Source organism: Limnospira sp. PMC 1279.21 (assembly GCF_032349615.1).
Lineage (GTDB): Bacteria > Cyanobacteriota > Cyanobacteriia > Cyanobacteriales > Microcoleaceae > Limnospira > Limnospira fusiformis.
This window is the reverse complement of the sequence record NZ_JARPLU010000140.1, coordinates 1-12,861: the sequence shown is the minus strand read 5'-3', so window position 1 is coordinate 12,861 and position 12,861 is coordinate 1. Positions and strand designations below refer to the sequence as shown.

At 45.8% G+C, this 12,861-nt stretch carries 11 protein-coding genes, 1 tRNA gene and 1 other RNA gene; 6 read left to right on the top strand and 7 right to left on the bottom strand.

Annotation, left to right across the window (positions count from 1 at the left end):
- Positions 1-35: 35 nt before the first annotated feature.
- The gene (locus tag P5683_RS18330; protein ID WP_006624032.1) at positions 36-578 is read left to right on the top strand and encodes a DUF1176 domain-containing protein; all 543 of its coding nucleotides are present in this window, start codon (positions 36-38) and stop codon (positions 576-578) included.
- A gap of 138 nt (positions 579-716) precedes the next feature.
- Here P5683_RS18330 and fba read toward each other — a convergent pair whose 3' ends face one another.
- The 4 genes from fba to P5683_RS18310 form a co-directional block, all read right to left on the bottom strand.
- Positions 717-1,796, bottom strand: coding sequence for a class II fructose-bisphosphate aldolase (gene fba, locus P5683_RS18325; RefSeq protein WP_006624033.1), 1,080 nt, complete (start codon positions 1,794-1,796; stop codon positions 717-719).
- 355 nt (positions 1,797-2,151) lie between these two features.
- Positions 2,152-2,223: transfer RNA gene (locus P5683_RS18320), tRNA-Lys, on the bottom strand.
- Between the two features lie 71 nt (positions 2,224-2,294).
- Positions 2,295-3,185, bottom strand: coding sequence for an aldose 1-epimerase (locus P5683_RS18315; RefSeq protein WP_006624034.1), 891 nt, complete (start codon positions 3,183-3,185; stop codon positions 2,295-2,297).
- A 189-nt stretch (positions 3,186-3,374) separates the two neighbouring features.
- Positions 3,375-5,330, bottom strand: coding sequence for a CapA family protein (locus P5683_RS18310; RefSeq protein ID WP_008053164.1), 1,956 nt, complete (start codon positions 5,328-5,330; stop codon positions 3,375-3,377).
- 249 nt (positions 5,331-5,579) lie between these two features.
- Here P5683_RS18310 and P5683_RS18305 point away from each other — a divergent pair, with 249 nt between their 5' ends.
- Positions 5,580-5,891, top strand: coding sequence for a DUF6679 family protein (locus tag P5683_RS18305; protein ID WP_035760090.1), 312 nt, complete (start codon positions 5,580-5,582; stop codon positions 5,889-5,891).
- A gap of 9 nt (positions 5,892-5,900) precedes the next feature.
- Here the strand turns inward: P5683_RS18305 and P5683_RS18300 are convergent, their stop codons facing one another.
- The 3 genes from P5683_RS18300 to P5683_RS18290 form a co-directional block, all read right to left on the bottom strand.
- Positions 5,901-7,604 (bottom strand): MBL fold metallo-hydrolase, encoded by a 1,704-nt coding sequence (locus tag P5683_RS18300; RefSeq protein ID WP_006624037.1) that lies wholly within the window; start codon positions 7,602-7,604, stop codon positions 5,901-5,903.
- Positions 7,605-8,167: 563 nt separating this feature from the next.
- Positions 8,168-9,007 carry a 2OG-Fe(II) oxygenase gene (locus tag P5683_RS18295; RefSeq protein ID WP_006624039.1) on the bottom strand — a complete coding sequence of 280 codons (840 nt, stop codon included), beginning with the start codon at positions 9,005-9,007 and terminating at the stop codon, positions 8,168-8,170.
- A gap of 107 nt (positions 9,008-9,114) precedes the next feature.
- On the bottom strand, positions 9,115-9,927 hold the full coding sequence (locus P5683_RS18290; RefSeq protein ID WP_008053168.1) for a 2OG-Fe(II) oxygenase: 813 nt from the start codon (positions 9,925-9,927) through the stop codon (positions 9,115-9,117).
- A gap of 127 nt (positions 9,928-10,054) precedes the next feature.
- Between P5683_RS18290 and P5683_RS18285 the strand changes: the two genes are divergently transcribed.
- The 4 genes from P5683_RS18285 to P5683_RS18270 all read left to right on the top strand — a co-directional run bounded on the left by P5683_RS18285 (position 10,055) and on the right by P5683_RS18270 (position 12,196).
- Positions 10,055-11,386 carry a DUF3370 domain-containing protein gene (locus P5683_RS18285; protein WP_006624041.1) on the top strand — a complete coding sequence of 444 codons (1,332 nt, stop codon included), beginning with the start codon at positions 10,055-10,057 and terminating at the stop codon, positions 11,384-11,386.
- Positions 11,387-11,394: 8 nt separating this feature from the next.
- Positions 11,395-11,661, top strand: coding sequence for a YciI family protein (locus tag P5683_RS18280; protein ID WP_006624042.1), 267 nt, complete (start codon positions 11,395-11,397; stop codon positions 11,659-11,661).
- Between the two features lie 25 nt (positions 11,662-11,686).
- Positions 11,687-11,783, top strand: an RNA gene (gene ffs / locus P5683_RS18275) — signal recognition particle sRNA small type.
- A 44-nt stretch (positions 11,784-11,827) separates the two neighbouring features.
- The gene (locus tag P5683_RS18270; protein ID WP_006624043.1) at positions 11,828-12,196 is read left to right on the top strand and encodes a phasin family protein; all 369 of its coding nucleotides are present in this window, start codon (positions 11,828-11,830) and stop codon (positions 12,194-12,196) included.
- The last annotated feature ends 665 nt before the right edge of the window (positions 12,197-12,861 follow it).

Here is a 12,861-nt window from a genome sequence, read left to right as displayed (position 1 = left end):
AATTATACCGTATTGCCGTCAAATGTTAACCTAATTTGAGATTAAATCATGCTCCAGAAGCGATCGACGAAGACCTTGAGCAAGGTGATCCTTTTTTTCGGGTTCCTGAGTCCATAATGCAGTATTTTTACAGCAATCGTGACCAATTAACCCTTTGTCCCGGTGGTACTTCTTTCCCCTTTCAAGTCGGTTCCTTTGCTTATCCTTTGGGAACTCAGGGATATTTGGTACAATTACTCTGCTTTCAAACAGCCTACCAAAATAATTATAATTTCTTTGTCTATCGAGAAACTAATCAGGGTGTTAAGGTCTCGCGGGTTAAATTACCATCATTTGAAATCAACTCTAGTGGTCAAAGGGTAGAAACTCAGATTGATGAGGTCGTCGGTTTGGTTGATTATGACCCTATTCAGGGTGTTTTAACTGTCTTTACCAAATATCGGGGTATAGGAGATTGTGGATCTTTTGCTAAATATCAATGGGATCAAGTCGATTTTAAGGCGATCGAATATCGAGAAAAGTCTGATTGTGATGGTAATTTTGTCGAGCCAGAAAATTACCCCCAAATTTATCCCTAATCTCCTCTATAATCCCTTTTGATGAATTCACCCTCTCCTATCAACCTGTTTCTCGAACCTCCTCAAAAAATAAAACCCGGCATAAAACCGGGTTAAATTAATTATTTAAAAACCCATCTCTGAGTTAACATAAGTTAACTACACAGCCACAGCTTTTTTAGAAGTTGCACTCAAAGCACCACTAGCATATTTAGCCGCGAACTCGTCGAGAGTTTGAACTTTAATCTTGTCAGCATTACCAGCAGTTCCGAACTGTTGATAGCGATCGGCGCAAACCTTCTGCATATACTTGATAGAAGGCTTCATGAAGTGGCGGGGGTCAAAGTTAGAAGGATCTTTAGCCGCAGCTTCACGAATAGCAGCAGTAATCGCCAAACGGTTGTCAGTATCAATGTTCACTTTCCGAACACCACTCTTGATACCTTTCTGGATTTCTTCAACCGGAACACCGTAAGTTTCAGGAATTTGACCACCGTATTGGTTGATCAAAGCAATCAGATCTTCGGGAACAGAAGAAGAACCGTGCATCACCAAGTGGGTATTTGGTAAACGGCGGTGGATTTCTTCAATGCGGCTGATTGCCAAAATTTCCCCAGTCGGTTTACGGGAGAACTTATAAGCACCGTGGCTAGTTCCAATGGCTACAGCCAAAGCATCAACCTGAGTACGTTCTACAAATTCAACCGCTTGATCGGGGTCGGTCAGCAATTGGTCGCGAGTCAGGACACCTTCCGCGCCGTGACCATCTTCCTTGTCACCCATACCAGTTTCCAGAGAACCCAAGCAACCCAGTTCCCCTTCTACACTCACACCAATGGAGTGAGCTACATTAACCACTTCAGCAGTTACCCGCACATTGTACTCGAAATCAGAGGGGGTCTTGGCATCAGCTTCCAGAGACCCATCCATCATCACACTGGTAAAGCCATGACGCATTGCAGAATAGCAAGTGGCGGGGGAATTTCCATGATCCTGGTGCATAGCCACAGGGATATGAGGATAGGTTTCCACCGCCGCCAAGATCAGGTGGCGCAGGAAGTTTTCACCAGCATAAGAGCGAGCACCACGAGATGCTTGCAGGATCACGGGGCTGTTGGTTTCATGAGCAGCTTGCATGATCGATTGGATCTGCTCCATGTTGTTAACGTTGTAAGCCGGGATGCCATAATCATTCTCAGCAGCATGATCTAGCAGCAACCGCATCGGTACTATCGCCATAAAGTCTCCTCCTAAGTCTTCTTAATCTCTAATTGAGGTTTTGATTAAAACAATCTTAAAACAATTTTACGATTTATGGCTCATTGTATCAAGTTATATTTACTGAACTACCCGACGCTGAATCTCAAACTACAGCCCGGGCTTCCAACCCACCAAACCGAGTATAGCAGTTTTTCCTCGCTATTTACTGCCCTGTCAGGTGTATCCATCATACCATCAACGATGAATCTGTCAATTTTCCGCCCATCGTAGCTGGCTTACCGCCGCCCCCCCCTCAGTGGAAAGCGACTAATCCCGACGCTCCCCTATCGGCGCGGAGCTAATTACGCAATTATCACTGGAAACACAGTGCGAATGGGTCGCCCGGGACTCGAACCCGGAACTAATCGGTTAAAAGCCGAGTACTCTACCATTGAGTTAGCGACCCTCGTGAGTGGTTTTTGTAATCTCACACAGTTTTCTATAGTAGCATAGCTAATTTTGGTTGTCAAACATTTTTTATAAAAAAGTTGCCATAAGGTAAACTACCATCTCGCAACTGGTTCCCGGCTTTAGGTGAGTTAGCAGTTTTCCGGTGTTCATAGCGTTTCTCGGTGCAGTCCAAGGTTCGAGACAAACATAATCCTTACCCTTGACAGTCCAAAAGACTACACGGGAATAAGCTGCACTGTAGTTGAGGGATAATCTTAAATTGCGACTTAAATCAGTCATGGTCGCTCCTAATCCGGTCAAAGGCCCAAAAATCCCATCGATTTCTTCGACATTAGGATCAAAGTAACCTCGAAAATCGTGGAGACTCTGGGTGGGTTGGTCCCAATACTGCATGGCTGGAATGTGAAAACGCAGTTGACTTTTATCTGGGACCCAGAAATAAGGATGTAAACCGGCTGAAAAAGGCATGGACTCAGGGGGCATACTGTTCACTAACCCTGATAGATTAGTGTAACGCTGGAAAATCTCTAGTCCGTTTCCCTTGAGGGTATAGGTAAACTCTAATTCAAAGTCAAAGGGATATAGCGATCGCGTTTCCTCATTGCTAGTTAACCCTAGAGTAATGGAGGCGGCGTTGGTTTCGTCTTGTTTTCTTACGCTCCAGGGTAAATCACGAGCAAAGCCATGCTGTTTTAGCCCATATTCCCGGTCTTGGTGAGTATAACTATTATCGGGTAAATTTCCACAGATGGGAAACAGAATCGGAATACCACCCCGGACGGTCAAACTGGGGTCAGCAAACCTTTCCTCATCCATATATAGCAGTTCTTCACCTTTAACTGACCAGCGAGTAATTAACCCACCCCTTTCCGGTACTACCTCCAGACAGGACTCTGCCTTATGGTCACATAGGGTATAGGTCTTATATTGTTTTTGGTTAAGTGCGATCGCAAACACAGTAATTTATTCTTCCTTGGGAATTTAGTAGAGTTTGTCGGGTGCCGTCACACAGTGATAATTTTCATGATCTTCCTCGGAGAAACCCCATCCCGCAAGTGGAGTGGGGCTGTTGACGAAACACGACAAATGACATGGGGTGACGCACGCTGACATTGTTGAAAGTTTTAGATCCTGACCAATAAACCTCTAACACCCTAGTTGAGGAAGACGAATAGCCTCACCACTATGAGCCAGAGGAGAAACCCTATCGGTTTTAGCGATCGACTGATCACATTTAGCTTGGCGGTGAGACCCGGCTGTTAAATAGCCGGAAATTTCCGACTGGGAATCATTGTAGCTGCCTTCTGAAGTTCTCGCTTCAGGTTGAGGGAGAGAAATAAAAGGTTCGGTAATAAAAGGAGTTTTGATAAAAGGCTGCAACTGCTTGGACTCCCCAGAAGTTTCCGACCATGGGGTTGTCGGCTGATCAGCATCAACGGAAGATTCACTATCCGCATCATCTAAGATAATAGTAGTTGATTCTTCATTCCTCGATAACCCAGGGGACAAAGTTTCCTGATGTACTTCAGGAGTAGTTATAGCATCACTCAAAGCGGGTTCAGTAGAACGAGCCTTCAGGACTACCTGGTACGGCATCGGCTGATCAAAAATCCGGGAAATGCGCTCAATATGGCGTAAAGTAGCCTTGGCGCTTTCCCCTTGCATTACACGAGCCTGATATCCTCGCACCTCAACGGGTAAAAATTCCACCTTCATTTTCCGATTTTGCTTTAGTGAAACCCTTAAAATGGCTGTATCGTAATCACTGCGATTGTTACCACCAAAAATAAAATTTCCCAAGGAATAAACAATTGGTCTGCCTTTATATATCTCGGCACCCTGAAGAACCTGGGGATGATGTCCAATCACCACATCGGCTCCCTGGTCAATGGTATAGCGACCCAGATCAATTTGCCAATCTCCGGGATAATCAGAAAGTTCAACTCCCCAGTGATAATTAACAATTACCCAGTCTACCTGGTCACGCACAGCTTTAATATCTGCGGCGATCTGTTCATTATCACGAGAGTTAGTTCCCGCCCGATTTTCCCCGGCCGCATTCAAATCAGCATCATAATAGCCAAAATAAGCGATCCGCTGTCCTTTTACCTCAATAATTTTCGGTCGTCGCGCTTCGACGATATCCCGCCCTGCTCCGATCGCATGAATACCGGCTTGCTGCAAGGTTTCCAGAGTTTCCACCAGTCCTGCTTCTTCGTAATCCATGATATGGTTATTGGCTAAATTGACCAGATCGATGCCACCTTCTGTTAATACCTTAACTGCTTCTGGATCAGCTTTAAAATTAAATTGTCGATTAGGGCGTGCCAGAGTGGCTCTGGTCAAAGGATTTTCCAAGTTGACCATAGCTAGATCCGCATCCCGATATTCCTGTAGTTCGGAAAAAGCCCAACTATAATTATCACCAACTTTCTGAGCAAAGGAACTAGCCAGGTTCACATCTCCCCCAAACATTAATGTTACGGTAGGGTCCTCTGGATTTAATACATTTTCATGTTGAATCACGGGGACAGTTTCTAAAGCTGCCCGCACCTGATTAGGTCTAGTGACTGGGGGAGATGTCATCGCTACCTGACCCGACTGCCTCCGCTCGTCTCCACGGGAATAGGTCATAGCTTGAGCATCCCGACCAATTACCTCATAATAACTCACCCAACATCCCAGAACTAAAGTAGCGGTTACTGAGGTCATTAGCAGCAAGGTCCGCAGGGTTTTAAAGTCCAGGCGAGTCCCTTTTCGTCTATGGAAATGTTGACGCGCGGCGGGTGTGACAATACGAACGGACTGGTTCCACAGGATATCTGGTTCACCCATGAAGCGACCGGCAATTTTTACCCCCAAGACCTGGGGAGAGTTCAGCTTCCACAGGACATGACAAATATATTTAATAATTCTCTCGGCGATCGGTTCTTGTTGAAACTCCACCAGCACCTGCAAACATCCTTTGCGATCGGGGATGACCCGCGCCTGTATCCCCTGGGGGGCTAGGTAGCTATTAATCAGATAGGCGATCGCCCGAAAATCACCCGATCGCGCGAGGTCAAATACTGTAGGTTGGGATAAATTTTGTGCGTAAACCATAATTGAGATCTTTTTCCGGCTAGATTAATAACTTCCCGCCTCCGCATGGATCGGAGTGATACCGAAATTTGTGATTACACTGTATAATAATAAGCAATGATGCGCTATTAATAAAATTACACAGATGGGATTCAGTCAAACATCAGGTACAATAAGCGCGCATGGATGACTTATAATCATCCCCATCAGACCAACGCCTTAATATGGCGATTTGACCTAGCCAGCGAACTTCTCAGGATTAAGTTAAAAATGCTACATCGCAAGATCTATCAACTTTGTTGTGATGGCCGCGAAGTCTGCATCTTTTTGCGGGACCAGCAAAGGTGGATCGAAAAAGCCCATATTCTTGATATCGAGGGGGATTTGGTCACGCTGCGCTACGAAACAGAAGAAGATGACGAAGTGTCTTCTTGGGAAGAAATCGTGCGCCTCGAGAGCATCGGATCTATTAGTCAAAAGTTGGCATCAGTTCCCCGTGGCTATTTCGAGCTACAGGTATCTGATGAATGTCCAGAAGCCGAGCAACTGCGTAACCCTTCCACCGACTCCGATCGCGAATAGTCCCTTCTGTTACTGGTCTCGGGGGGCTAACGGCTCAAACACCGGACAGTAACCCTCTGGGGTGACTTTAAAGCCATATAAAGCCGAAACTGGGTTCCAACAACGCCCGCTTCGGTAATATTGGCAATTCCCGCAACAGTCTAAGTCTGATGGCATTGTGCGATCGCTCTGACTGCTGAGAAATTCCCGCTGGGAAATTCCCCGCAAAACTAACTCTTCCCCCTGCCATCTGGCCTCCACAATTCCCGTATCTGCAAAGGTAGACCACCGTGGATCGACAGACAAAGCATTGGGTAGGGTAATATTTAACTCGGTAGCCGACTCGGTTAACTCCCCCTGATAATGGGTTTCTGGGAGGGTCGGTTGTAGAAAAGTCTCCCCAATGGGTAATGGGACCTGTGCGCCTGCTGCTGGGTAATGCAATTGGTAGCGGTTCCGCAATTCGTCTAAATTGGTTAAATCCGCTAAATAAATAGGAGAACCATGCACAAAAATCACGTGCTGGGGTCGCAGGTTATGAATCAGTTGGGTAGTTCCTGGACCGTCGCAATGTTCGGCCAGAAAATAGCTTTCTAACAAAATTTCTCCAGAATTGACCAAGGTTGATATTTCCCTGGTGTGTCCGGGAGTTTCTGATAAAAATAACGTCCACAACCGAGGACGATAGCGCAAATACTGTTCAATATCCGTCTCGTCATCTACAATCACAATACAGGGGGATTGCTCCAGTTCTGGCAACAATTCGGGGGAGAGGCGACGGACACGAGGCTTGATTCGCTCATCCCAAAATAGTGGCTGATGTTGGGCAAAGTTCTGTATATTCGCTGGGAAGTGGGGTAGCAGTTCCAAATATATATCGCACCCGGTTTGGACTTGGCCATCAACCCAAATGTCAATATCCCTACCTGTGAAGTAGTGGTGGGAACGCAGTAGCATTAATAATTCCTGACCTAACCCTAATGCTGGGGTGGGAATTAGTACGGAATAACCAGAGGCGATCGCTCGATAAATTCTTTCGGCTAGTTGGTTTTCTAATTGGCGGCGGTGGGGATAGCGTGCAGTTCCATAGCTCCCTTCCAAAATTAGCACATCCGGCTTGAGTCCCCGCAACTCCCCTAGGGGTAGACCCTCCACTAATCGAGAATTGGATAGGAAAAAATCCCCCGTATAAAATAACTTGTAGGTGCGATTCGGTGCATTATATTTCAGCAGCATACAAGTCGCGCCGGGCAGGTGACCAGCAGGAAATAGGGTGATGCTTAGTCCTTCCTTCAGTCGGACTTCTGTTCGCAGCGGTAGGGGTTGGCAAAATTTCGGCATTTGCCCTGATGACAGTTCCTCTGGCCAGTTGATGGGTAACAATTGGCTAGTAACATCACTGGCATAAATTGGTAACTCTGGACAGCTTTCATGTAGTGCCAACAAACCCCTAACATGATCCGCATGAGCATGGGAACAAATCACCAAGTCAGCTATAGATGCTTGGGAAGATGTTAGCAGTGGGGAAATATCCCGCAAACCACAATCAAGCAAAATGTGATGGGGCCCCATGCGTAACAACAAACATACCCCATCATTTTCGTGTCCAACACTATAGGGAAAACACTCGAGATCAATCACGGTGATTTGAAATAATTGTCGGATGCGTGCTAAGACAATGTTAAGAAGTATCTCACATTTTAATCTTAAATTGTGGGAACCTGCTATGTCCATTTTTGATTGTGGCGTGGTACGGCGATCGCATTATCGGGCGCATTATCGGGCGGGTTGTCGGGTGCGTTGTCGGGCGGGTTTACTAGGCTAACCCCTGTGAACCGAACACGCTACGGCGGAACCCGCCCCTACCATGGCGTGGTGCTGGTTATCGGGTGGGTTCTGGGGCGGGTTGACTAGGCTAACCCCTGTGAACCGAACACGCTACGGCGGAACTCGCCCCTACCATGGCGTGGTGCTGGTTATCGGGTGGGTTCTGGGGCGGGTTGACTAGGCTAACCCCTGTGAACCGAACACGCTACGGCGGAACCCGCCCCTACCATAACTTTCTCTCAGGCGATCGCATCGTGAATTTTATTTTTGTAACAAAATGTTAAGAAATGTTGCAAAAAATTTTTTTGGGGGGGGATAGGTTGCTTTTGCTTGTGACTTCTGTTATTATTTCAAATAATGGGAATATTTGCAATTTTAAAATTTACGCAAATTATCGATTATTAAAAAAGATTATGTCAATACTATAGCATCAGTTTCCGTATATTGTCAACCCCCCCTATAGGGTTATTTTAACGGTGAATCCAACCATTAATGGTAAATCGGCTATCCTCGAACCTCCCAGAAGGACAGAAAACTGGGAGAACTTCGTGTTTCATGCGACTATCAAAAAAGATGATACTGTTATGGCGAGGTTCCACTGTAACAAACTGTTCACCAATCGTATAACCATCACCATTAATGTAGGTGGGATAAATCCTTAAATCTCCACCATAGAAGGCTTTTGGCTGTTCATAGAAATAGTAGACGTATGTTAAAACTCGATTGGCAATTTTTTCGCCATCCATGTCTTGATGGATATAATAATAATCTCCATGGTTATGGGCTGTCATTTGCATTTCCACCCAGGAAACCAAAAAAGTCGGTAAGTTAAGTTGGGCTAAGATTTGCGGTCTAATTTGCAGAATTTTATGTCTGATTTTGTTGTAGTATTCATCAAAGTTTTGCACCAGTAAAACCGAAGATTTGCGGGTATTTTCTTCCTTGTTGGCGACTCCAGACGGGAAAAACTTATCATGATTTTGGAAGGCTATCTTAAAGGTTTCTGCTTGTTCTTCGGGTGATAAAAAGTTGTCAACCTGGATAAAGTTGGCTTCTAATAACCTAGGGGTGTCTGTGGTGCTAGTCTCAGCAACTTCGGGATCATCATTAGAATTTTGGGGGCGATTTAATTGATGATAGACACCAGAGATATCCAAAATTTTTAAGGCTATTTCGACTCTTTCAGATAGAGATATTTCAGAACTATTTAGGGCGTTTTCGACTAAAGTTAGAGAATCTGATAATAAATTATCTAGGCGTTTTTCTGAGGCGATCGCTTTATTGAGGAGAGGGGGTAACTGGTCATTCACAACTTATTTAATCCTCCGATTTGCTGGCATTGTATTTGCTACTAATTAATCTGGAATTGCTGAACGCTTATAGATAAAAACTCAACCAGGTTTTTGATGTGTTAGTCTTACCCCCGCCGCAGCCAACCGTTTAGGGTAAAACGACCGTCTTTAAAGTTGGGGGAATTACAACTAACAGGGATGACCTCGTGTTTGCAACGGCTATCAAAAAACACGATACTATTATTAATGGGTTCAATAGTCTTAAAGGTCTCTTTGTTGTAGGCGACACCATTGCGTAACTCGGTTTCATAAAGTCGCAGTTGTCCGCCGGTAAAGGCTTTGGGTTCGTCATAAAAATAATAGACATAAGTGATGGTGCGAGTTTTGGTTTTGGCACTACTAGAGTCATTATGAATCTTATAATATCCACCATTGTGGTGGGCGGTTAGCTGCATTTCCACTTCTGCGACGGTAAAAGGGGGATGTTTCAACTGAGATAATACCTGCGGTAAAGTTTCTAAAATGCGACCTTTCATAAATTTATAGTATTCGGGGAACTTAGTCGCATATAGAATCGACGATTCTCGGTAGTTGACAGCCCCGGTTGTAGTTGTGGATGCCACAAATTGGTCAGCGGAAGCGATCGCTATTTGTAAAGCCTGTTTATTTTCTGAGGGAGACAAGAAATTTTCCATCTGAACATAACTACCCAAAACTAGGGGAGAGTCGGGGATATTAACATTAACAGATGGTAAAGTTTGACGGAGATCACTCCCCGTCGCTTCCAGGATTTTCAGAGCGATCGCCGCCCGGTCTAAAGGGGAAACTTCCCGGTCTTGTAACAGAGACTCTAACACATCAATAGACCGATCCACTAATCTTTGTAGTCGTGGTGATGTGACATTTAAAGATTTCCGATTTAAGCGATCGCCATTCATAGTCTTACCATAGCACGAACATTAGCCCTCAACTTGCCAAAAAAGTTGTCCTACCATACACAAAGTATTTGACAATCAGTATAATCCATAAGTTAACATTCTCAATTATCCAGATTACCATCACTCTATGCTACCACTAGCGATCGCTCCCCTAATCCTGTCAGTCACCCCCCCGCCGCCAGTAGTCATCACCCGACCCCAAGAAGTGCGTCCCCTTCCTGGTCAACTAGATAATATTCCAGTGTTCAATAGCAATAGCCCGGAAGTTGTACCAGTCGAGGGTATCTTACTATCAACCTTTCCCCCCGAAGGTAAAACCCAAACCAATGCCCATCTTAACTTTCCCTTTGACGGTAGGTTCGACATTTTTGCCCATCATATCGCTCGACCTACCGACCCCGAAGACTTACGCACCCTATATCTGGGCTTATTAGCTTACAACCCCACCAGCGAACCGGTCACCTTAGAGATATTACAAGCAGCCAGCTATCTCAGCCAACCAGACGCACCATTTATCCCCTTACCCCCCGTATTAGACAACAATGATGGGACAGTATTTGCAGGTCCAGGAAGTCGAGTCATGGGGGAGATTTTGCGAGTAGGGGGACAGTCATCACCTCCCGACCAAGTAATCATTCCACCACAGCAGTTTCAGATGGTCTTTAAAGCCCCTATTCCGGTAAAAACATTAGAACCACCTCTCAATGGGCGATCGCTTCTTATGCGGCTCCAGAGTAGCGGTGCAGTGCATATAGCTAGTCTAGCTCAATTTGCCATCCAAAACCCCGACGGTAGCGAATCTAGCCCCGCCCTAGAATCATGGGTAGAATTATTGCAGAATGGTTCTCTAGTAACTCCCCGCGACCTAGCACCCACCCCCCCGAATAGTCCAGAGAACATCATTTATGGTCGAGTTGCTGGAGTCGCCCTAGGTTCAGTCTGGAAAGCCGAGATAACTAACCTAACCATTCCCGAACCCGGTCAAGCCATTTCCTATATTTTCAGTTCCCTACCTGGAGGTAAATTAGGAACCAACCAAAACCAAAGCGCCCCCATGGTAGTTCGTTATGAGGATACCGCCTATCAAGCCCATGGGAACTATGGCATTCAATATAGCCTAACCCTAGACTTATCCAATCCCACCAATACCCCTAAAACCGTAGTCCTCACCATGGAAACCCCCCTCAAAAGTAATGAACTCACCGACGGGGGAGTGCAATTTTTCGAGGAACCTCCCAGCCGGGTATTTTTCAGAGGAACAGTGCGTTTCCGCTATACTGATGATTCGGGAACTACAGTTAGCCGATACTTTCACCTAGTCCAAAACCGAGGACAAAAGGGGGAACCTTTGATTGAATTAGACATTCAACCCCGAACACGGCGACAGGTGGAATTTGACTTTCTGTATCCCCCAGACGCGAGTCCGCCCCAAGTGTTAACGATTAAAACATTAGATTAATCACGATTATGCCTTGGTTTGCCAAAATTGAAACCGGAATTGTCGAAAAGGCGGTTTTTGATCAATATGTCCCCGCCCATATCGAGTATGTCAAGCAGTTGGCTGCTAAAGGACATCAAGCGCGCAGCGGCTATTGGGTCCGGCGAGGTGGCGGAATGTTGCTTTTTGAGGCTGAGTCTATGGCCGCCGCCCAAGCTATTGTGGCTGATGACCCTCTGGTGGTTAATAATTGCGTGACTTACGAAATTTTTGAGTGGTGTGTGGTTGCACCGTGAATTTCTGTGTTATAATAAATTTTGTGGCCTGGACCTATGCGGTCAGAACGCCTAAATCTTGTCAGGACCGGAAGGTAGCAGCAACACGGGATGCTTCTGATAGGCGTGGAATCCGGGTCACTCCCATTTTTAACTTCCCCTATTATTGCCTGGAGAGTTTTTCCCTATGCCCGGTTTTGGAGATTTAGTCCAAAAAGCAGTTTACCTTGGGGTTGGTTTGGCTTCCTACGCCGGGGAAAAGGCGGGGAATAAACTGGCTGAGTTACAGGTAGAAGCCCAAAAATTAGCAGATGAACTGGTGAAACGTGGCGAAATGACCACGGAAGAAGCCCGCCGTTTTGTTGACGATGCTCTCCGACAAGCACAAGAACCAGGCGCTGATTATAATCCTACACCACCTCAGTCGGCGCAACCTCGTCGCATCGAAATTATTGATGATGAGGAAGAAGCGCCGGCGAGTGATGATAATATTGAAGACTTGCGCGATCAGGTTGATAAACTCAAGGATGAGTTGCGTAATTTGGAAAATGATTGATTTAATTTATCCAGAAGTGCGATCGCTCTGTGTAAGATGGGTTTATCCTTGACACGGCAAAAATTCGGGAGTTTGGTAGCTCCGTCTTTTTAAAGCGGGGCGGAAAAACGACTCGGCGGCTTTAGCCGCAATGACTATGATAGAATGGTATCGCCTTCTCTATGACCCAAATGAAAGGGGCTTAACATCCCGTGAGGGCAGACTTGCATCATGCAGAAATGTCGGCAGCAAAGACGTTTCATTGGCGAGAGACAAAAGGTGATTGAATGAAAATAAGTAAAAGGAAGCCTTCGGGCCACCTATAGAGGCGTATTTGACTTCGCCTAGGAGTCCGACTTGTCGGAAGTTCTGAAATCCCTCCGGGGAATCCCCGTCGCTTTAGCGCGGGGAGTAGTCAAATAATCCTGTAAGACCTGAGTATGGGAAACCAAAAAGGGCTATGATTAGCTCAAGAGCATGATTTCATCTCAAATTAGGTTAACATTTTACGGCCATACGGTATAATACCAAGTATGGTGCGAGACCTTCGGGTATGAAATAGAGCTGAAATGGGCGTGGGGACTACCCGGTGAGGACTTCAACCCCTTGCTTGATTGGGTCGCATCCCTGGCCATCCCATAACACAGCCTGATTTTTTTGCCCACCTTCGAGACTTCCAATATGGT